This is a genomic window from Gordonia sp. NPDC003429 (assembly GCF_053588575.1).
The window spans coordinates 1-20,165 of the sequence record NZ_JBSFQF010000022.1; the positions used below are offsets into that span (position 1 = coordinate 1).

A 20,165-nucleotide genomic window follows, 5' to 3' on the forward strand; every position below is an offset into this window, starting at 1 on the left:
CATCACGCAGGCCAAGAGCCGGGGCCGCAGAATTCGCCATAGCCAATTCTCTCAAACCACGAACCATAAACTAATTAACGACACGCGACACTAGGGTGACCCTATGAGCAGTGCCGTATTGGACGCGTTGATCAGCGCGCTCGAGCCGCAGATGGTGGGCACCGATCCCGACGTGCTGGCCGGTTACCGGCAGGATCGTGCGCAGGATCCGGCGGCCGGCACTCCGCTGGCGCTGGTTCGTCCGGTCACCACCGCCGATGTGCAGGCCACCGTCGGCTGGTGTGGCACCCACGGAATTCCCCTGATCACCCGGGGTGCCGGCACCAGCTTGTCGGGCGGTTCCACCGCTGTCGACGGCGCGATCATGATCTCGACCGAGAAGATGCGGAATCTGCACATCGACACCGCCACCCGCACGGCCGTGGTGCAACCGGGGCTGTTCAATGCGGAGGTCAAGGCCGCGGCCGCGGCGCACGGCCTGTGGTACCCGCCGGACCCGTCGTCGTTCGAGATCTGCTCGATCGGGGGCAACGTGGCGACCAACGCCGGCGGTCTGTGCTGTGTGAAGTACGGCGTCACCACCGATTACGTGCTGGGTCTGGAAGTGGTGCTGGCCGACGGGCGCGCGATCCGGCTCGGCGGCAAACAACTCAAGGATTCGGCGGGCCTCTCGCTGACCAAACTGTTCGTCGGCAGCGAGGGTTTACTCGGCATCGTCACGGAGGTCACCCTGCGGTTGCTGCCGCCGCAAGCCGCCGCGTGCACGGTGGTCGGCACCTTCGCGTCGGTGCATGACGCGAGCGAGGCGGTGCTGGCGATCACCGCGAAGATCCGCCCGGCGATGCTCGAGTTCATGGATGCGGTGTCGATCAACGCGGTGGAGGACATGCTGCGGATGGGCCTCGACCGGGATGCGGGGGCGCTGTTGGTGGCCCAATCCGACGCCCCCGGGCCGGCCGGCGCTGCCGAGGTGGCGATCATCGAGGAGGCGTTTCGCGACAACGGAGCCAGTGAGGTGTTCTCGACCGACGATCCGATCGAGGGCGACGCCTTCACCGCCGCTCGGCGCGCGGCGATCCCGGCGGTGGAGAAGCTGGGATCGTTGCTGCTCGAGGACGTGGGGGTACCGCTGCCCGCGTTGCCGGCGTTGATCGACGGTGTGGCCGGGATCGCCCGGGAGAACGACGTGATGATCTCGGTGATCGCCCACGCGGGCGACGGCAACACGCACCCGCTGATCGTCTTCGACCCGTCCGACGAGGCGCAATCGCAGCGCGCGCAACACGCCTTCGGCCAGATCATGGATCTGGCGATCTCGTTGGGTGGCACGATCACCGGGGAGCATGGCGTAGGCCGACTGAAGAAGGCGTGGCTGCCCGATCAGCTCGGCCCCGACGTGATGGATCTGACGACGCTCATCAAACACGCGCTCGATCCCCGGGGATTACTGAATCCGGGAGTGCTGCTGTGAATGGCGTGGCGCCTGTGATGTCCGGATCGACCGGAGGGTGAGCCCCGGTTCGCATGTCGTAGCGCCCCCTCTGTGCTGCGACATGCGAACCGGTGAATCGCTTGTCCGGTTTCGCCTCCTCGAGGCGAAGCGCTGGAGTTCGCGCGGCGCAGAAATTACTGTAGAACGAAATATCTCAACCATCGATCACCGATTCCGCGACATTTGTCAATGCTTGATTGATAATGGAGTGGTGACGGGTGATGGGCGAGAAATCGATCTGCGGCGGCTGCGGATGTTCGTCGAGGTGGTGGAGTCGCCGTCGCTGAGGGTGGCCGCCGAGCGGCTGTTCATCTCGCAGCAGGCGGTGTCGTCGGCGATCCGGGATCTCGAACGCCAACTCGGGGTCGAATTGTTCTCCCGGTCGCGCCGCTCGCTCACTCCGACGCCCGCGGGTACCGCCCTCTACGAGGGGGCGGTACCGCTGCTCGCGGGCAGTGCGCATCTCGCCTCGGAGGTGCGTCTGATCGATGCGCACAACCCCGATCCCTATACCGTCGGATACACGCCGGGACTCGCGCCGTCGGAGGTGTTCCAGGTGATCGAGGGCGCGGTGTTGCAGGATGCGTCGATGCCCATCACGGTGCGCCCGGTGTCGGCCGACGTGATCCGCGACGAACTCCTCGCCGGCCGGATCGACCTGGCGCTGGCGCGGTCGGTGCAGTCGCCGCCGGATCTGGCCGGAGCCATCGCCACCCGACATGAATTGCGTCTGGCCGTCAACGCTCGTCACCCGCTCGCGGTCAACGAGACGTGCAGCATGAATGATCTGGCCTCCTGTCAGATCGTGATCTCCGAACTCGAGCCCGAATACACCGACATGCTGGTGTCCTATTGTCGCCGTGCGGGTTTCGAACCGGAGACCATCGTGTCGAAGCTGCGCGGGACGCCCCCGCACACGTCGGTCATCGCCCATCCACAGGCGGTGGCGTTCGTGACCAACCAGCCCGGATGGCTCTACGAAAGGCAGATCAGGGTGATCTCCTTCGACGACCCGCCGTTCACTCCGGTGATGGCGATGTGGCTGCCCAACACCGCGCCGACGATGCGTAACCGCATCCTCGACTCGGTGAGTATCGGTGCCGGGGGTATCAGTGCCGGGCCAGAATCGACGTGACGTCGGCGTCGGACGACAATGCGCCGTACTCGAGTCGACGATCGGCTCCCAGGCGGGCGTCGATGAAGGCATCGGACACCGAGTGAGGCGAAAACCGCACCAGCAGTGACGCTTCCAACGCCAACGCCATACTCTCGATGACGGCGCGGGCACGCCGTTGGGCATCGGCCGGGGCGGCGCCGGCCAGTGCGTGTAGTTGACGTTGCATCGTGTCGAGGTGGATGTCGAGGACTGTGTTGCTGCCGCGGGCCAGGTCGACCTCGGCGACGAAGGCCGCCACCGTTTCCGGTTCACGGCTCATCGCGCGCAGCACGTCGAGGGCGATCACGTTGCCCGACCCCTCCCACACGGCCATCACCGGCTGCTCGCGATACCGCATCGCGAGCGGGAAGTCTTCGGTGTATCCGTTGCCCCCCAAGCATTCCAGTGCCTCGTAGGCATGGTGCGGGCCGCGCTTGCAGATCCAGTACTTGGCCACCGCGGTGCCGAGGCGCCGGAATGCCCGCTCCTGGTCATCGGCGTCCTCGTCGTGGGCCCGGGCGAGTCGGATGGCGGTGGTGGTGGCCGCCTCGGATTCCAGGGCGAGATCTGCGAGTACCGCGGCCATCGCGGGCTGGTCGGCGAGGGTGGCGCCGAAGGCGGCGCGGTGCCGTGCGTGCCAGGTGGCCTCCGCGACGGCCTGCCGCATGCCTGCGGCGCTGCCCAGCACGCAGTCGAGGCGGGTCTGGGCGACCATCTCGATGATGGTGCGCACCCCGCGTCCCGGTTCGCCGACCATCAGCGCCACGGTGCCGTCGAGTTCGATCTCGCTCGACGCGTTCGACTTGTTGCCGAGCTTGTTCTTGAGTCGCTGGATGCGGAACACGTTGCGGGTGCCGTCGGGCAGTACGCGAGGTAGCAGGAAACACGACAGCCCTTGTCCGCCCGGTCCTTCGGCCTGCGCGAGGACGAGAAACGCATCCGACATCGGGGCCGAGCAGAACCACTTGTGTCCGGTGAGCAGATACTCCGCGCCGGGCCCGCCCACGCCGACCGGGCGGGCGACGGTGGTGTTGGCCCGCACGTCGGACCCGCCCTGCTTCTCGGTCATCGACATACCGAAGATCGCCGACGCCTTGTCGGCGCCGAGGTCGGGGGAATAGCTGCGCGACAACGCCTTCGGCACCCACTGTGCGGCCACTTCGGGCTGCAGTTCGAGCGAGGGGATCACGGCGTGCGTCATCGAGACGGGGCAGGCGTGTCCGGGTTCGATCTGCCCGAAGAGCATGAACACTCCCGCGCGGGCGACGTGCGAGCCGGGTTGTGGATCGGCCCAGCACCGGGTGTGTGCGCCGTGGGCAACGGCTGCGGAGATGATGCGGTGATAGCTGGGGTGATATTCCACCTCGTCGATCCGGTTGCCCCACCGGTCGAAGGTGTGCAGCACCGGTGTGATCGCGTTCGCCAGCTGTGCGTCGTGCTGGAACTCGGCACTGCCGACGAGGGCGCCCACCTCGCGTAGCTCCGCTTCGGCCCAGCCGGCATCGTGGCGCCGGATCGATTCCTGCAGAACATGATCGAGCTCGTACTCGTTGACGTCGACACGTGGGGCCGACTGGTTGAACACCGTGTGCGTCACATGCGGCTGCGGGTGCGTGGTGGGGGCGGTGGAGGTCATCGAGTTGCCTTTCGGTGGTGGTCGGGTTCCCCTCGCTGGTCGGGTGCCTCCCGCTGGTCGGGTGCCTCCCGCTGGTCGGGTGCCTCCCGTTGGTCGGGTTCCTCTCGCTGGTCGGGTTCCTCTCGCTGGTCGGGTGTCTCCCGCTGGTCGAGTTCCCCCCGCTGGTCGGATTCCCCCTGCTGGTCGAGTTCCCCCCACGGGTCGGGTGCCTCCCACGGGTCGGGTGCCTCCCACGGGTCGAGTTCCCCCCGCTGGTCGGGTGCCCCCCGCTGGTCGGGTGCCCCTCGCTGGTCGGGTGCCTCCCGCTGGTCGAGCTTGTCGAGACCACCGAGCCGAGCGCTCAGCACGTCCTCCGAGATTCCGAGGTTGGTGAAGATCACGGTCACCGCATCGGCGAGGGTGTGGTCGAGTGCGTCGTCGGTGACCGGCTTCTGGATCACCAGACCGAAGATCGCCGACCAGAACGCCTTGGCCTCGACACCGATCGAGGCGCGCAACTGCCATCCGGTGCGCACCAGCGTGTTCATCAGGGCCTGTTCGCCGCGTTCGTGCAGCAATCGCAGCGTGTCCGCGATGAGCGCCTTCGACTGGGGTCGTTGCGCGCCCAAGAGCATCGCCGTGGTGAACATCTCGACCGCTCTGGCTTCCGGGCCGAGGAGCGTGGTCACGAGTGTCTCGGCGTAGGCGCGCACGGTGATCGCCGCGGCCGCCGACTCCTCGGCATGCCTGCCGGCGCGGAGCACCGCGGCACACGCCACCTCGACGAACAAGTGCTCCTTGGAGCCGAAGTAGTACGTCACCTGGTTGGGAAAGGTGTTGGCCCGCGCGCAGATCTGCGCGACCGGTGCCGTCTCGCCGTGTTCGCGGAACACCTCGTCGGCGGCCCGCAGCAACGTCTTACGGGTCTGCCTGCCGGTGCTGCGGCTGGCACGACGCGACGCCTGGTCCTGGGGCACTCCGACTCCGTGTTTGTACGGCAAACAAGTTTGTACGACAGACAATAACGGAGAAGGGTGAGATCCGCGTCTAGTTGAGTTGATCCGTAACGACGACGACTGTGAGAAACGAGAAGCGCGCGCTGACGCTGGGGCCCTGAGCTGCCCGTATAGTCTGCGCCGATACCCCTAGGCCAAACTGGTCTTTCCCGTGGGGTTTGTGGGCTGATCGGATGGCTGGACATACGCCGAGGAGGAGCGCGTGAAATCCATGAAACTACGGGTGTTGATCGGGACCGCAGGTGTGGCCGTGATGGCGGCGATCGGCGCACCGGTGGCGTCAGCCGATCACGTCAATGTGCCAAAGCCGCCGACGCCACCGTGGAGTCGCAGTGCCGACGGGTTGACCTACTGTTTCGTCGGCCACTGTGAGAACTGGGACAAACTGGGCAATTACGTCTGCGAGACTGGTGTGCCAACAGCACCGGTGTGCGAGGCGATCATGGCAGTTGTTCGCGCACTCCCACCGACGAACATCGGAGATCTGGTCCCGCACAACGTCATCCCCTGATTCCGGCGACAACCGGATAAGTCCCCTGGAGTGGTGGACTTCGGATCGGCACCACTCGGTGTGTGGGGCTGGTTTCCGGTTGCGACCCAGCTGGCCGACCTTCTCGGCAGATGGGCAGGCGGGATCAAATCGGTAGTCGAGCCATTCCTTGGCGAGCTTGCGAGCGAGTTCGATCCCGATGACTCGCTGTCCGAAGCAGGGAATCTGGGCGTCGTTGGACAGGACGGCTCAGGCTGAGGAGGCCTCCTGAGCCGTGAACCCGTCAGTTGGAGCACCGATTGGTTCAGCGCGCGCTCTGCGAAGTGCCGCAGCCAGTATCGGGGTCCTGGCTGCCGTGCTCGTCGTCGTGCCGACCGTCGGCACGAGCATGCTGCCAGACAGTTGGAATCCGATTCTGCGGTTCCCGCCGACACCTCAACATCCAGGTCGCCTCGCTCGACGACATGACCAGGGCCTACCAACGTGCGAAGCAATTGGGATTCGACATGGCCCTGTCGGACGGGCAACACACCAACGACAAGGAGTTGTCCTTCTACGCTCAGACACCCGCAGTCGTAGGAGTACCGCCCCGCGGGAACTATCTCAAAGCGAATCGGCCGGTCGTCGCCGTGCGGACCGCATCATCGTCCTCGCGGTCACTGATCGCTAGGGTTGACGCCATGCGAATAGGACTGCACGCACTGGGAATCGGTACCGGTGCGGACCCCGCCATCATCGCGGCCACCGCCCGTCACGCGGAGGCCCTGGGGTTTGCGACGCTGTGGTGTGGTGAGCACGTGGTCATGGTCGACGATCCGGTGTCGCGGTATCCGTACACTCCTGACGGACGGATTGCGGTGCCTGCCGAGGCCGACTGGCTCGATCCCATGGCATGCCTCATGTTTGCCGCTGCCCATTCGTCGACGATCCGGTTGGCCACGGGCGTCCTGCTGTTGCCGGAACACAATCCGGTGATCATGGCCAAGCAGGTGGCGTCGCTGGATCGGCTCAGCGGCGGACGGTTCACACTCGGTGTGGGGATCGGTTGGTCCCGCGAAGAATTCGACGCGCTGGGTGTTCCGTTCGAACGTCGGGGACAACGGACGGCGGCGTATGTCGCGGCGATGCGCGCACTGTGGACCGACGAGATCGCTTCCGTCGAATCGGAGTTCGTGTCCTTCCGGGGTGTGCGCGTCAACCCGAAGCCAACGCAACGTCACCTGCCGATCATCCTCGGCGGCAACAGTGATCGTGCGTTGACGCGCGTCGCCGAATGGGCCGACGGGTGGTACGGCTTCAACGTCGACGGACTCGATGAGGTGGCCGACCGTGTGGCGACGCTGCGAGCGCACTGCGCCGAGCGCGACCGCTCGGCTGACGACCTTCACGTCGCCGTCGCACTCCGGTCGCCGTCGCACGCTGATCTCGGTGCGCTCGAGGATCTCGGTGTCAGCGAGCTCGTCATCGTCGATTCGCCACCCGGTGCGGTCGACGCCGTCGAAGAATGGACAGCGACGCTGGCGCAACGGTGGATAGAGCGCTGAGCACGCGATCGCGTTTCAGAATTCCCTGCTCGGATCAGTGCGACAGCGTCGATGGGGCGCTGCGATGACAATGCCAGACCAGTCGGTTCGCCTACGATTGAGACACGCCCGACACGACCTGACGTCGGATGTCGCAATCAGACGATCGGGTCCGGACAAGGCGAGGACCCAGGGAATCACACGAAATACGCACCGCCGGAGCACCGCGCGGCTACTTCCCTTCCCTGGCCTTGCGATACCGCACCTTGACAACTCATCCGACCTCCGGGGACTGCCGAGCAGTGATCATCGTGGAGCCCGGTCGTGGCGTCGTTCGGTTCCCGCGATGTCTTTGTGCCGCAGGGGGAGCGGCGTCTCAACCGGAAGCTGGACAAGTACGGGATCGAGCACGACACGAAGACGTACCCGGGAATAGGGCACAGCTTCGCGAACCATCTCGACGACCAGGTGCCGCCCGCGTTGGTGCGTATTGTCGGAATGTCCTACGACGCCGAAGCGTCGGCGGATGCCTGGTTGCGTGTCTTCGCATTTCTGGCCGCCCGGTTCGCGGAGACCGTTCGGTGACAGCGCTGGAGCATCTGGCCTCCTCACCCCTCCTCCGCGAGGACACCCGACGCGATCCGGAAGGCCGTGTTCGCATCCGGGACGCCGCAGTAGATCGCGCTCTGCAGGATCACTTCTTTGATCTCGTCGGGGGTCAGCCCGTTGCGCAGGGCGGCGCGCACGTGCATCGCGAACTCTTCGTGATGACCACGGGCGATGAGGGCGGTCAGTGTGATCATCGACCGCGCTTTTCGATCCAGCCCGGGGCGGGTCCAGATCTCGCCCCACGCGTACCGGGTGATGAGATCCTGGAAGTCCTCGGTGAACCCGGTGGTGGCTGCGACGGCACGATCCACGTGCTCATTGCCGAGCACCTCGCGGCGCACCGACATGCCGGCGTCGTAGGTCGATTCGGCTCTGGTCACGACGACTCCTTCAGGTGGTGGCGGGCACGGTCGAGGATGGTGTCGATCTGAATGTCGACGGCGCCGAGGTAGGTTCCCGCAGGTGCGTGGCCGGCGAGGTCGGCCATCGTTGTCTGCTCTGTGAGAATGCCCTGTGCTGCTTCGAGAGTGGCGCGAGCGCGGTCGGCGTCGACGCGCAGCCCACTGAGCAGGTCTGTTGATTGTCCCGCCGCGACGACGGTGCGTCGGGCCACGGTACGCAAGGTGGACCACTCCACGTGCCAGCCACCGTCGGTGCGCTCATCGATGCTGCTCGCCGACGCGAGGTGCAGTGTCGCGCCCAGGGCGGGCGCGGCAAGTGCGGCGCGGCGGATGAGTACGGAGAGCATGGGATTGCTCTTGTGTGGCATGGTCGACGATCCGCCGCCCGCACCCTCGGCCAATTCACCTATCCCACTACGATTCCCGACGAGGACATCGTCGGCGATGTGGCCCCAGGCGTCGGTGCAGCCGACCAGGGCATCGCCGACCCGGGTGATCGGCGCACGCGTGGTGTGCCACGGCAGCGAGCGTGCCAGACCGAGCCGATCGGCGAGAGCGTCAGACAGCGCGACCGCCGCGTCCGGGGAGCCGGTCAGCTCGGTGGTCGCAGCCAACGTGCCTGCCGCACCACCCATCTGCACGGCGAACCGCGGCACGGAATCCAGTGTCGACACGGCATCGAGCACGCCCGACAACCACACCGCGAACTTCTTCCCGACGGTACTCGGGAGCGCGGGCTGGGTGAGTGTGCGGGCGAGCATCGGCGCATCGCGATACTTCTCGACGAGCCCGGACAGGACGCGAATCTGCTCGTTCACATCTCTGCGGACCTGGGCGACGGCATCCCGCAGGCACAGCATCAGTGCGGTGTCGACGACGTCCTGGCTGGTGAGTCCCCGGTGAATCCACTGTGCGGCAATGCCTTGCGCGCGATCTCGGAGCAATGCGACCAGTCCGGTCACCGGATTCCCGTCGCGCTCCGCACCGGCAGCGAGTTGCTCGACGTCGTCGGCGCAGAGCAAGCGCGTCAGGTCGACGGCAGCATCGGCGGGTGCGACGCCGCCGTCGACCAGGCAGCGTAGCCACACATTCTCAATGGTGACAAGAGCATTCACGAACGCCGCATCCGACATCAGGTCGCCCGCGCGGTGATCCCCGGGCCAGAACAGGTCGGTCATATTCCCGGGTAGGCCAGGAAGACGGTCTCGTCGTCGCCCTGGAGTCGGATGTCGAAGCGGAGGCCGTTCTCGTCGCGCTCGGCGATGAGAGTGTGACGTCGATCCACGGGCACGGACTGGAGCAGTCGGTCGGTCTCGAGTGCCGGTCCCGGCACGTAGGCTCGGGTGAACAGGCGGTTGAGCAACCCGCGGCCGAAGACGGTGACCATGATGAACGACGCATGACCGGGTTTCACTGCGCCGGGTTCGACTGTGGTGAAGGAGAAGTCGCCTGCGTCGTCGGTCGGTCCACGTCCCCACCCGGTGAACGTCCAGCCGTCGCGCCGCAGCGACCCGGGTACGCCGGGAATGGCGCCGTCGGCGTCGGCCTGCCAGATCTCGAGCATCACATCGGGCACAGGCTTTCCGTCACCGTCGGTGACGGTGCCGTGAAACCGGATCGCGCCGGGTGTCCGCGGCGGAACCAGTTCGTCGCCGCGGTCGTAAGGTAGCGCGAATCCGTAGAAGGGGCCGATCGTCTGGCCGGGGGTCGCGGCTAGCAGTGCACTCATCGTATGGTCCTCACTCTTCTTCGAACGCGATGCGATTGGTACCGGAAAGTACTATGTCCCAACGATATCCGGTGCACCACTCATGGGTGGCCACGTCGTGGTCGTAGGTGGCCACCAGACGGTCGCGCGCCTTCTGATCGGTGATCGACTGATAGATCGGATCGAGTGTGAACAGCGGATCGCCGGGGAAGTACATCTGGGTGATCATGCGTTGGGTGAATTCGGTTCCGAACAGCGAGAAGTGGATGTGCGCCGGACGCCACGCGTTGTGGTGGTTCTTCCAGGGGTAGGGTCCGGGTTTGATCGTGGTGAACTTGTACCAGCCGTCGTCGTCGGTCAGGCATCGGCCGACACCGGTGAAGTTGGGGTCGATGGGCGCGTGGTGCTGGTCGCGTTTGTGGACGTAGCGTCCGGCGGCGTTGGCCTGCCACACCTCGACGAGCTGCCGGCGAACCGGTCGACCGTCACCGTCGAGGACGCGGCCGGTGACGATGAGCCGCTCACCGATCGGATCGCCGTTGTGCTGGATTGTCAGATCCGATTCGAGTGCATGCACATCACGAGTACCGAACGCCGGAGTCCACAGTTCGATGTCCTCGGGATCGGCGTGATGCAGGTCTTTGGTGGGATGACGCAGCAGGCTGCTGCGGTAGGGCGGATAGTCCAGCCGCGGCTGGGTCTCCTCCACCCCCGTGTGCTGATAGGCGGTCTCGATGGCGGCGATCTCGGTGTTGATCTGGGCCTGGGTGGCCGATGCGCTGTCGGGATCGGTGTTGATGATCGTGGTCATGACGTACCTCGGAAAGTGAGTGGTCGACCGGGCCGACCTGAAAACGGTGGTGGGCGGAAGTCACTGATGGACAAGCTCTTTGACCGGTTCGGCATCGGCGTGTCCGAGCTGGTCGGTGGGGATGTCCTTGGTCTCGCGTGCGGTGAGCGCCGCGGCCGCCGCGATCGCACAGACGACCGCGGTGAACAGGCTGATCACTGTCCATCCGCCTACGCGCACGCCGCCCATGGCCGCGACGATCGACGGTGCGAAACCGGCCATCAGGAAGCCGAGCTGGGTGCCGATGGCCATGCCCGAGAAGCGGACCTCGGTGGAGAACATCTCCCCGTAGAACGACGGCCAGACGGCGTTGGCGGCGGCGTAACCGAAGGAGAATGTCGCGATTGCCAGTGCGAAGGTGATCAGGTGATTGTCCTGGCTCATCGAGAGCATGTAGAAGGGCATCAGCACCGCCGACGCGACTGCGCCGTAGATGAACACCGGCTTGCGGCCGATCCGGTCGGCGAGTTTGCCGAACATCGGCTGGGTGATCAGCGCGCCGATGTTGGCGACGACGACGAGCCACAGGGTGAGGTCGGCCTCGAGGCCCACCTTCTTGCCGTAGGCGAGGGCGAGATTGGCGAACACCGTGGACACCGCGGCGATGAAGGCGCAGAAGATCACGCGCAGCACGTCACGCCAATGGTTGCGCAGCAACGGGACGAGCGGCATGCGCGCGATGGTGCCGGCCTCCTTGGCCTCGGCGAACTGCGGGGTCTCGTGCAATTCTCGGCGGATGAAATAGGCGATGAGCACCACGACTGCGGACAGCCAGAACGGGACGCGCCAGCCCCACGAGTACTTGGCGTCGTCGGGCAGCGACATGAACGGGATGAGGATCAGCGACGCCAGGATGAGACCGCCCTGCGTACCGGTGAGCGTCCACGAGGTGTAGAAGGCGCGCTGATGATCGGGGGAGTGTTCGAGCGTCAGCGAACTCGCCCCGGCCTGCTCGCCGGCGGCCGAGAAGCCCTGCATGAGTCGGCAGATCACCAGCAGTGCCGGCGCGAACCAGCCGATCTGGCCGAAGGTCGGCAGGCATCCGATGAGGAACGTCGACAATCCCATCAGGACGAGCGTGAACATCAACACCCGCTGGCGTCCGATACGGTCGCCGAAGTGGCCGAGCACCAGGGCGCCGATCGGCCGGGCGATGTAGGCGAACCCGAACGTCATGAACGACATGACCAGGGCGGCGCCGTCATCGTCGGGAAAGAAGATGTGCGGGAAGATCAGTGCGGCCGCCGACCCGAACAGGAAGAAGTCGTAGTACTCCACGGCGCTGCCCATGAAGCTGGCCAGCGCAGCTCGTTTCGGGGTGCGCACCGGAATGTCTTCCGTGCTCGGGTTGTCGATGGTGGTCATGGCGTGGACTCCTTGACGGTGATTGTGCTCTGGATGAGGTGTGTTCAGGACGGGTTTGCGACGAGTGCGCGAAAGTGGCGGGACATGCGGTGGGCGTCCGGGACTGTCCCGGTGATCAGGGCGAATGCGTCGACGGCCTGGTGAACGGCCATGTGGCCACCGTCGAGGGTGCGGCAACCGGCCCTGCGGGCTGCCTGGAGAAGTGCGGTGTCGAGGGGGCGGTAGACGATGTCGGCGACCCAGAGCGCGGGATGCAGCAGCCCGGCGTGAAACGCCATTCCGGGGTGTTCGGCCATCCCGGTGGGGGTGGCGTGCACGACGCCGGTTGCCTCGGGCAGCAGCATCGACAACTTGTCGAATGCCGATGCGTCGATGCGGACGAGCGGGTATCGCGCGGCGAGTTCGGTGGCCAGCGCGGTGGCGCGATCCACGTCCATGTCGACCACGGTGAGGTGTGTGCTGCCCAACCGCGCCATTGCGTCGGCTACCGCGGTTCCCGCTCCGCCGGCACCCACCAGCACGACGTCGTCGAGCGCCGCGCCGGGCAGGCCCTCGGCGAAACCGTGCGCGAAACCTGTTGTGTCGGTGTTGTATCCGATGGTTCCGTGGTCGGTGAACCGAACCGTGTTCACCGCGCCGAGGGTTGCGGCCACCGGGTCCACCGCGTCGAGGTGATCGAGCACCAGTCGTTTGCACGGGTGGGTGACGTTGACGGCGTCGAAGCCGAGCGAACGAGCCCAGCGCAGCACCTCTCCGACGCGGGCAGGTGCGATGCCGAGGGTGTCGAGGTCGATGGTGCGGTAGACGTAGTCCATCCCCTGCGCCCGGCCCTCTGCCATATGCATCGAGGGGGTCAGCGACGGGCCTACTCCGGTGCCGATGAGGCCGACGAGATAGCTACCGGTGCTCGTTGTCATGGTGCCTCCGTAATGTACGAACTAGTACGTTCGCAAATGAGTAGAGCACTGTGACCCTCGTCGCGTCAAGACTTTCATGTGATCGGTATCGCTCAGGCGCTGGAGTACGGCTTCCCGCGCCGTGTCGGCGAGGTGCTACTCACGGCTCGCAAAAAGTAGGGGAAGAAGATCCTTCCCCTACTCTTGGAGTCCTCCCCGGGAAGTTTCACGGGGAGGACTCTGAACCTCGGGGAAGGAATTCGTCCCCTGGTTTCGGATGGGGAGGTCGGCGGCGGTCCCGCAGGTCCGGATCGTCGCCGCCGAATTCGTCGGATCAGGTCGCGCTGGTGAGCCAGCCGACCACCACGTCGCCGATCATTCGGCGCAGGTGAGCGCGCTGCGAGACCTCGGTGAGGTCAACGCTGAACAGGTAGCCGAAGGTGTACCGATTGGCGACCTGGAACACGCAGTAGGAGCTGATCACCAGGTGCACGTCGAGTGCGGTGACGTCGTCGCGGAACACGCCGCTCTCGCGTCCGTCGGTGAGGATCTCGTCGAGGAGCGATGTCGCCGGTGTCGACAACTGGGGCAGGTCGGCGAGCTTGCGGATGAACTCACCCCGGTGGATGTTCTCGATCGACACCAGCCGGATGAACTCGTCGTGGGCGATGTGGTGATCGAAGGTGACCTCGGCGAGACGGCGGATCGCTTCGACGGGATCGCGGTGGTCGACGGTCAGCTTCTGCTCGGCCTGGCGGATACCGCGGTAGGCGTTCTCCAGAACCGCGAGGTAGAGCCCTTCTTTTCCGCCGAAGTAGTAGTAGATCATCCGCTTGGTGGTGCGGGTGCGTTCGGCGATCTCGTCTACCCGGGCCCCGGAGTAGCCGGATTCGGCGAACACCTCGGTGGCCACCGCGAGCAGTTCTGCACGTGTGCGCTCGGCGTCGCGCTGGAGTTCTGCTTTCGGCTTGGCTACCACGATCGGCAGCTTACTTCGTGCACGATCGTGTACGTTCCAACCGGTCCACGGCCGCCGCAAAACCCTTGTCCAATAATGAACCGTTCGGTACATTGATGTGATGCAGACCTCGATCGCCACCGTATCGATATCCGGATCACTCGTCGAGAAACTGCACGCGTGCGCCGCAGCGGGTTTCGACGGTGTGGAGATATTCGAGCCCGATCTGATCTCCAGCGACCACTCACCCGAAGAGATCCGCGCTCTGGCCGCGCGGCTCGGCCTCTCGCTGTACCTCTATCAGCCGCTGCGAGACCTCGAAGGCGTCGACGAGGACACCTTCGCTGACAATCTGCGTCGCACGGCCGCGACCTTTGCCACCGCACAGCGCCTGGGCATCGATCTCGTCCTGGTGTGCAGCAACGTCGCCACCGCGACCATCGACTCCGACGAGACGTCGGCGCAGCAGTTGCGCCGGATCGGCGATCTGGCGGCCGGATACGGCATCCGCATCGCGTTCGAGGCGCTCGCCTGGGGACGCTTCGTCGACGACTACCGGCGGAGCTGGCGCATCGTCGACCTCGCCGATCACCCGAATGTCGGTCTGTGTCTGGACAGCTTCCACGTCCTCTCGCGCGGCCACGATCCCGCGGCGATCGAGTCGATCCCGGGCGACAAGATCTTCTTTCTCCAGTTGGCGGACGCACCGGCACTGTCGATGGACGTGCTTTCGTGGAGCCGCCACCATCGGCTCTTTCCAGGTGAGGGCGCCTTCGATCTGGCCGGCTTCGTCCGCCACGTACTCGCCGCCGGATACAACGGCCCGCTTTCGCTGGAGGTCTTCAACGACACGTTTCGTCAAACCGATCCGGCACGCACCGCCGTGCATGCGCTGCGATCACTGCTCTGGCTGCAGGATTCGCTCGATCTGATCCCGATCTCGGATGCCAAGCCGCCCAGCGGATTCGACTTCGTCGAGATCAAGGCCGAGGACACCAGCGAGGTGGAGGTCCTTCTTGGGCAACTCGGCTTCACCCCGCGCGGACGTCACCGGAGCAAGCCGGTTTCGCTGTGGGCGTCGGGGAAAGCGCGGGTGGTGCTCAATGAACAGCAGGCGCGCGACGAAGTGCCCCATGTGGCGGCGGTGGGGCTGCTGGTGCCCGACGCGGACGCGATGTCGCAGCGGGCCGCCGACCTCATGGCGCCGGTCGCCTACCGCCGCACCTACGCCTCCGAGCAGAGTTTCGGAGCGGCGCTCGCCCCCGACGGCACCGAGTTCTTCTGGGTCGACGAGCCCCGGGACGGTGCGCCGTCATGGGTCGACGAGTTCCGCGACGGGCTGCCCCACGTGGCGGACGACATCGTGTCGATCGACCATGTGAACCTCACCCAGTCCTGGCGGTCCTCGCAGGACACCACGCTGTTCCTGAGCAGCGTGTTCGGCCTCACCGCCGACACACCCACCGAGGTGCCCGGCCCCACCGGCCTGGTGCGCTCGCAGGTGCTACGCACCGTCGACGGCTCGATCCGCCTCCCGCTGAACGTCGCACCGCACGCGCTGGAGGATGCCGGGTCGGGGCGCGCCGCGTTGCCTCGCCACGTCGCGTTCGGGTGCCGCGACGTCATTGCGGTGGCGCGCGCCGCGCACGCCGCCGGACTGGAGTTCCTCGGCGTGCCCGACAACTACTACGACTACCTGCGGGGACGTTTCGGCCTCGACGATGCCGTCGTCGACCAGCTGCAGGCGCTCGACCTGCTCTATGACCGCGGCCCCGGTCCGGCGGGCGGATACTTCATCCACTTCTACACGCGCACAGTGGGTTCGGTGTTCTTCGAGTTCCTCCAGCGGTTCGACCACTACGACGGGTACGGAGTGGACAACGCGCCGGTCCGGCTGACCGCGCAGCGTGGTCGGTAGTACGCAGATCCCGATCTCGTGAACAGCGCCATGCCGCACGTCGGTGCAGTTCAACCTGGCGCTGGGGTGAACAGTTCACCTTCCACGGAATGCAAAACCGCGCTGAGACGCACAAAAACGTTGCGTTAGAAGGGGTTTCCTTGGGCGATCATCGTGTCGACGACGGGGACGAACCATCGAAGTCGACGTGCCGTCATGTCGGCGATGTCGCCACCCTCGACGGCCCAGTCGTCCATCGCAGACCACATGACCCGCCAGTAGCCGTAGGCGATGATCGAGGCCATCACGTCATCGACGCCGTCGTCGCGGAATCTCTGGGAGATGATCGCCCGCCACTCGCGACTACGGTTCTCGACCATTTCACGCACACTGCTGTCACCTTGGTGCAAGAGGATCTGTCGTCGGAGCGTGTCGGAGTCCAGATCCACATCCGCGAAGCCGGCGATGATCGCGGTCTCGACTGCTGTCTTGGAGTCACTGGTCTCGGCGGAGATTGCCGCGTGTAGACGATCGACGAACGGTCCCGACCGGTGCCAGATCAGGTCCCCTTTGGAAGGAAAGTGGAGGAACAAACCCTTTCGCGAGATACCTGCCGCGGACGCGACGTCGTCCATTGTCACCGAGTCGAAACCCTTCTCGGCGAACAGCTTGGCCGCGATGGCAACGACGTGGTTGGGGGCGATCTTCGGCGGTCGGCCTGGCTTGGCTGGCATCACTTTCTCCGTGTGGGAATTTATTTCTTACACTGAGTGTACTAATAGATGGTAAGCAATGTATAGGGGCGCGACGTGCTCGCGCAGAGGGCGCCGGTTCCCGGCAAGGAGGCTCCATAGTGGACACGACATTCGACTACGTCATCGTGGGCGCAGGTGCGGCAGGCAGCATTCTGGCGAACCGGCTCAGTGAGAACCCGGCGACGAGTGTGCTGCTGATCGAGGCAGGCGGCGACAACCCGCGGCCGATCACCGCCGTACCCAAGGCGTTCTTCTTCACCGCCTATGACCCGCGCACTTCGAAGTTCTTCACCAAGCGATTTCCCACTGATCACGAGACGTGGGAACGCGGACGCATGCTCGGAGGATCGACGGAGATCAACGGCATGGTCTGGAATCGCGGCTGGGCGCCGGACTACGACGCCATCGAAGACGCCGGCAATCCCGGCTGGAACTGGGACGCATTCGTCAAGGCATTCAAAGAAATCGAAGACCACGAGCTCGGCGAGTCGCCCGTGCGTGGTGCCGGTGGACCGGTGCATGTCTCACGCGCGTATCCCGGTGACCTGACAACGGAGCGCCTGTTCGAGGCAGCCAACACCCACGGACTGGCAACGGTCGAGGATCTCAACGGTAGCGACATCGAACGAGTCGGCTACACCTCGTCGAACATCCGTAACGGTGCACGTGTCGGCGCCGATTCCGCGTTCCTCAAGCCCGCTCTCAAACGGCCGAATCTGACCGTGCTCAAGCACACCGAGGTCGACCGTGTGCTCCTCGAAGGCACCAAGGCCGTGGGAGTCATCGCACGGACCAAGGGGCAGTCTCAGACGTTGCGCGCGCGCAACGAAGTGTTACTGGCTGCCGGCGCTCTCGACACGCCGACCATCCTCGAGCGTTCGGGCATCGGCAACCCCGACGTGCTGAAAGAAGCAGGCGTCGAGGTTGTCGTCGCCAGCCCGAAGGTCGGCGAGAACCTGAGCGAGCACCGCGGCGTGTCGTTGATGTACGACACGGTCGACACCCCCAGCTACAACAAGGAACTCAGTAACCCGGTCCGGCAGCTCTGGACGGGCTTCAAGTATCTGTTCAGTCGGCAGGGCGTGATCTCCTTCGGCGGATACAACGCACTCGGGTACTTCAAGAGCGATCCCGCACAGGAGCGTCCGGACGTCTACGTGATGTTCACGCCGATCTCGCTCGACCCGACGAAGCCCGAAGTGCCCACGCCGGCAAAGACTCCGGGACTCATGATGCTCGTGTTCCCGGTTCGCCCACAGAGTCGCGGCTCGGTTCACATCACCAGCCCAGACCCCGATGTGCGGCCCACGATCGTGACCAACTTCCTGGAGGCTGACGCCGATCGCACGACTCTTGTCAATGGAGTACGTCGTGCTCGCGAGATCCTGCACACCGAGCCGCTCGGTGCGCATCTGCTGCGCGAAGTGGCCCCGGGACCCACGGTCGACAGCGACGAAGCCATCGTCGAATTCGGCAAGACCTACGGTGCTTCTGGCTACCACACATTGGGTACCGCCTCGATGGGCCCGGACGACGATGACGTGGTCGATTCCGAGCTGCGTGTTCGGGGTGTCGACGGTCTTCGCGTGGTGGACGCATCCGTCTTCCCGCATCTGACCGCAGGCAACAACAATGCGCCGACCATGGCCGGTGCCTGGATCGCCGCAGACAAGATCATCGCCTCGCAGAGCTGAATTGCGTTGTCGGCCCGGGAGAACCGGGCCGACACTTCCGCGTCACGGACTACTCGGTTGCACAGGCAATCGCTCGGAGTATCTTCCAGTCGACGACCTTCTGCCGCGGCCGCCGAGCCGGCTTTCCGGCGGCGCGCTCGTGGGCATCGATCCGCTTCCAGCCGTCGAGCCCAATCGGTTGCGTGCCGGCAGCCGTGAGCAGGTCGTCGAGATCCGAGGTGTCGCGCGTGGGCGCGGGGAGGACCCCGGCGACGAGGTCATCGAGGATCGCGCGCGCGGTCTCGGTGGCGCATTGGCGATTTTGGCCTATGCCACCGGTGGCGCCACGCTTGATCCACCCCGCGACGTAGACCCCTGCGAGAGTTTGATCCTGTGAATCATGCACGCGGCCAGAAACATTCGGAATCGTGCTCGTCGTCGTACTGAAGGGCACGGTATCGATGCCGTGGCTGCGGTAGCCGACGGCCCTGATGACCAGCGACGCATCGAGTTCCACGGCCTCCTCGGAAGACGCAACCACAGCGCCGGCGCCGCTGTCGCTGTACTCGTTTCGTCCGACGTCAATCGCTTCCAGGCGTTGGTCGCCCAGCAATCGTCGAGGTGAACTCAGGAACGTGAACGTGATACGACGGTGCGCTCCCCGGGCAGGGCGTTCGGCAACCTGATGGGCCAGCCGGATCTTGGTCTCGATGGTCGAATCGATGGAACCCGCCTCGACTGCGCGCTTTGTCGCCGGATCCAGTGAGAATTCCGCAGCGTCGATGATCACATCCACGTCGTCGAGGTTGGTGAGCGCCAAGAACTCGCTGTTGGTGTAGGCGGCTTGCGCGATCCCGCGCCGACCGAGAATGACGACGTCTTCGATTTTCGACGAACGCAGCGCCTCGAGGGCATGGTCCGCGATATCGGTTGTGGCCAGTATCGCCGGGTCTCGAGTGAGGATCCTCGCCACATCGAGTGCCACGTTGCCATTACCGATCACCACCGCCCGCGAACCGCTCAGATCGTAGTGGTCATCGACATGATCGGGATGGCCGTTGTACCAGGCAACGAAATCGGTTGCGGCGACGACGCCTTCGAGGTCTTCTCCGGGTACTCCGAGAGTACGGTCACCCGACGCCCCGGTCGTATACACAACCGCATGGAAACGCTCGGTCAGTTCCGCGTGGGTGATATGCGTGCCGACCTCGACATCCAAGTGATAAGTGAAGTTGCGTTTGGCGGCAACGGCTGCAAACGTGCGCTCGACGTTCTTCGTTGCGGCATGGTCGGGGGCGACTCCCGCTCTGATCAGACCGTAGGGCGTCGGAAGTCGGTCGAACATGTGGACGTGTACGCGCGGATGCCGTACGAGTTGCTCGGCTACGTAGAAGCCGGATGGACCGGCGCCGACGATGGCGACCTCGAAGTCTTCGTCGGGAAGTTTCGGCGGCTTCGACGGTTCCATGATTCCCGAGTCGACGGGGTGGTCGCGGTAGTAGGCGGCGTTGATCTCCAGATACGCCTCGTCCCCGGCCTCGAGCGCATCGTCGGGAACGATCGCCTCCACGGGGCACTCATCGATACAGGCACCGCAGTCGATGCAGGTCTGCGGATCGATGTAGAGCATCTCGGCCACAGCGAAGTCCGGCTCAGAAGGCGTTGGATGAATGCAGTTCACCGGGCAGACGCTGACACAGGACGCGTCGTTGCAGCACGGTCGGGTTATGACGTGAGCCATGATTGTTTCGTACTCCTGGA

Annotated in this window: 17 protein-coding genes and 2 pseudogenes; 7 read left to right on the forward strand and 12 right to left on the reverse strand. The window is 65.2% G+C overall.

Going from position 1 to position 20,165, the window contains the following annotated elements; all coding sequences use genetic code 11:
* Window positions 1-103 precede the first annotated feature (103 nt).
* Window positions 104-1,471, forward strand: a complete 1,368-nt coding sequence (locus tag ACWDSI_RS18725) for an FAD-binding oxidoreductase (RefSeq protein ID WP_449757429.1) — start codon at window positions 104-106, stop codon at window positions 1,469-1,471.
* Between the two features lie 232 nt (window positions 1,472-1,703).
* On the forward strand, window positions 1,704-2,627 hold the full coding sequence (locus ACWDSI_RS18730; protein WP_449748183.1) for a LysR family transcriptional regulator: 924 nt from the start codon (window positions 1,704-1,706) through the stop codon (window positions 2,625-2,627).
* Here the strand turns inward: ACWDSI_RS18730 and ACWDSI_RS18735 are convergent.
* Window positions 2,602-4,284, reverse strand: a complete 1,683-nt coding sequence (locus ACWDSI_RS18735) for an acyl-CoA dehydrogenase family protein (protein WP_449757430.1) — start codon at window positions 4,282-4,284, stop codon at window positions 2,602-2,604. The genes ACWDSI_RS18730 and ACWDSI_RS18735 overlap by 26 nt on opposite strands.
* Window positions 4,285-4,613: 329 nt before the next feature.
* Window positions 4,614-5,240, reverse strand: a pseudogene (locus ACWDSI_RS18740) (TetR/AcrR family transcriptional regulator C-terminal domain-containing protein); the annotation flags it as partial.
* A 289-nt stretch (window positions 5,241-5,529) separates the two neighbouring features.
* On the opposite strand from ACWDSI_RS18740, the gene ACWDSI_RS18745 reads away from it, so the two are divergent.
* Window positions 5,530-5,790: a hypothetical protein gene (locus ACWDSI_RS18745; protein WP_449748181.1), complete on the forward strand. Its 261-nt coding sequence runs from the start codon at window positions 5,530-5,532 to the stop codon at window positions 5,788-5,790.
* Window positions 5,791-5,877: 87 nt separating this feature from the next.
* Here ACWDSI_RS18745 and ACWDSI_RS18750 read toward each other — a convergent pair.
* A pseudogene (locus tag ACWDSI_RS18750) lies at window positions 5,878-6,018 on the reverse strand (RpiB/LacA/LacB family sugar-phosphate isomerase); the annotation flags it as partial.
* Window positions 6,019-6,449: 431 nt separating this feature from the next.
* Between ACWDSI_RS18750 and ACWDSI_RS18755 the strand changes: the two are divergent.
* Both ACWDSI_RS18755 and ACWDSI_RS18760 read left to right on the forward strand, forming a co-directional pair.
* Complete coding sequence (locus ACWDSI_RS18755) at window positions 6,450-7,313, forward strand: LLM class F420-dependent oxidoreductase (protein WP_449748180.1); 864 nt, start codon at window positions 6,450-6,452, stop codon at window positions 7,311-7,313.
* A 303-nt stretch (window positions 7,314-7,616) separates the two neighbouring features.
* Complete coding sequence (locus ACWDSI_RS18760) at window positions 7,617-7,877, forward strand: dienelactone hydrolase family protein (protein WP_449748179.1); 261 nt, start codon at window positions 7,617-7,619, stop codon at window positions 7,875-7,877.
* Window positions 7,878-7,900: 23 nt separating this feature from the next.
* Here ACWDSI_RS18760 and pcaC read toward each other — a convergent pair whose 3' ends face one another.
* From pcaC to ACWDSI_RS18795, 7 genes are all read right to left on the reverse strand, one after another.
* Window positions 7,901-8,281 (reverse strand): 4-carboxymuconolactone decarboxylase, encoded by a 381-nt coding sequence (pcaC, locus tag ACWDSI_RS18765; protein WP_449748178.1) that lies wholly within the window; start codon window positions 8,279-8,281, stop codon window positions 7,901-7,903.
* Complete coding sequence (gene pcaB / locus ACWDSI_RS18770; RefSeq protein WP_449757431.1) at window positions 8,278-9,480, reverse strand: 3-carboxy-cis,cis-muconate cycloisomerase; 1,203 nt, start codon at window positions 9,478-9,480, stop codon at window positions 8,278-8,280. The genes pcaC and pcaB overlap by 4 nt, the downstream gene beginning before the upstream one ends.
* Entirely contained in the window at window positions 9,477-10,031 is a 555-nt protein-coding gene (pcaG, locus tag ACWDSI_RS18775; protein ID WP_449757432.1) for a protocatechuate 3,4-dioxygenase subunit alpha, read from the reverse strand. The genes pcaB and pcaG overlap by 4 nt, the downstream gene beginning before the upstream one ends.
* 10 nt (window positions 10,032-10,041) lie before the next feature.
* Window positions 10,042-10,821 (reverse strand): protocatechuate 3,4-dioxygenase subunit beta, encoded by a 780-nt coding sequence (gene pcaH, locus ACWDSI_RS18780; protein WP_449757433.1) that lies wholly within the window; start codon window positions 10,819-10,821, stop codon window positions 10,042-10,044.
* A gap of 60 nt (window positions 10,822-10,881) precedes the next feature.
* Window positions 10,882-12,225, reverse strand: coding sequence for an MFS transporter (locus tag ACWDSI_RS18785; protein WP_449757434.1), 1,344 nt, complete (start codon window positions 12,223-12,225; stop codon window positions 10,882-10,884).
* Window positions 12,226-12,269: 44 nt separating this feature from the next.
* The gene (locus ACWDSI_RS18790) at window positions 12,270-13,142 is read right to left on the reverse strand and encodes a shikimate dehydrogenase (RefSeq protein ID WP_449757435.1); all 873 of its coding nucleotides are present in this window, start codon (window positions 13,140-13,142) and stop codon (window positions 12,270-12,272) included.
* 313 nt (window positions 13,143-13,455) lie between these two features.
* Window positions 13,456-14,100 carry a TetR/AcrR family transcriptional regulator gene (locus ACWDSI_RS18795; RefSeq protein WP_449757436.1) on the reverse strand — a complete coding sequence of 215 codons (645 nt, stop codon included), beginning with the start codon at window positions 14,098-14,100 and terminating at the stop codon, window positions 13,456-13,458.
* A 100-nt stretch (window positions 14,101-14,200) separates the two neighbouring features.
* Between ACWDSI_RS18795 and ACWDSI_RS18800 the strand changes: the two genes are divergently transcribed.
* Window positions 14,201-15,997 carry a TIM barrel protein gene (locus ACWDSI_RS18800; protein ID WP_449757437.1) on the forward strand — a complete coding sequence of 599 codons (1,797 nt, stop codon included), beginning with the start codon at window positions 14,201-14,203 and terminating at the stop codon, window positions 15,995-15,997.
* A 125-nt stretch (window positions 15,998-16,122) separates the two neighbouring features.
* Here ACWDSI_RS18800 and ACWDSI_RS18805 read toward each other — a convergent pair whose 3' ends face one another.
* Window positions 16,123-16,710, reverse strand: coding sequence for a TetR/AcrR family transcriptional regulator (locus tag ACWDSI_RS18805; RefSeq protein ID WP_449757438.1), 588 nt, complete (start codon window positions 16,708-16,710; stop codon window positions 16,123-16,125).
* Window positions 16,711-16,829: 119 nt separating this feature from the next.
* Between ACWDSI_RS18805 and ACWDSI_RS18810 the strand changes: the two genes are divergently transcribed.
* Entirely contained in the window at window positions 16,830-18,425 is a 1,596-nt protein-coding gene (locus tag ACWDSI_RS18810; protein WP_449757439.1) for a GMC family oxidoreductase, read from the forward strand.
* A 49-nt stretch (window positions 18,426-18,474) separates the two neighbouring features.
* Here ACWDSI_RS18810 and ACWDSI_RS18815 read toward each other — a convergent pair whose 3' ends face one another.
* The gene (locus tag ACWDSI_RS18815; protein WP_449757440.1) at window positions 18,475-20,145 is read right to left on the reverse strand and encodes an FAD-dependent oxidoreductase; all 1,671 of its coding nucleotides are present in this window, start codon (window positions 20,143-20,145) and stop codon (window positions 18,475-18,477) included.
* Window positions 20,146-20,165: the final 20 nt, after the last annotated feature.

Bases quoted from the DNA above. Each gene is read 5' to 3' on its own strand.
- ACWDSI_RS18725 (WP_449757429.1), top strand. From the start codon at position 104: ATGAGCAGTGCCGTATTGGACGCGTTGATCAGCGCGCTCGAGCCGCAG.
- ACWDSI_RS18735 (WP_449757430.1), bottom strand. From the start codon at position 4,284: ATGACCTCCACCGCCCCCACCACGCACCCGCAGCCGCATGTGACGCAC.
- ACWDSI_RS18755 (WP_449748180.1), top strand. From the start codon at position 6,450: ATGCGAATAGGACTGCACGCACTGGGAATCGGTACCGGTGCGGACCCC.
- pcaB (WP_449757431.1), bottom strand. From the start codon at position 9,480: ATGACCGACCTGTTCTGGCCCGGGGATCACCGCGCGGGCGACCTGATG.
- pcaG (WP_449757432.1), bottom strand. From the start codon at position 10,031: ATGAGTGCACTGCTAGCCGCGACCCCCGGCCAGACGATCGGCCCCTTC.
- pcaH (WP_449757433.1), bottom strand. From the start codon at position 10,821: ATGACCACGATCATCAACACCGATCCCGACAGCGCATCGGCCACCCAG.
- ACWDSI_RS18785 (WP_449757434.1), bottom strand. From the start codon at position 12,225: ATGACCACCATCGACAACCCGAGCACGGAAGACATTCCGGTGCGCACC.
- ACWDSI_RS18790 (WP_449757435.1), bottom strand. From the start codon at position 13,142: ATGACAACGAGCACCGGTAGCTATCTCGTCGGCCTCATCGGCACCGGA.
- ACWDSI_RS18800 (WP_449757437.1), top strand. From the start codon at position 14,201: ATGCAGACCTCGATCGCCACCGTATCGATATCCGGATCACTCGTCGAG.
- ACWDSI_RS18805 (WP_449757438.1), bottom strand. From the start codon at position 16,710: ATGCCAGCCAAGCCAGGCCGACCGCCGAAGATCGCCCCCAACCACGTC.
- ACWDSI_RS18815 (WP_449757440.1), bottom strand. From the start codon at position 20,145: ATGGCTCACGTCATAACCCGACCGTGCTGCAACGACGCGTCCTGTGTC.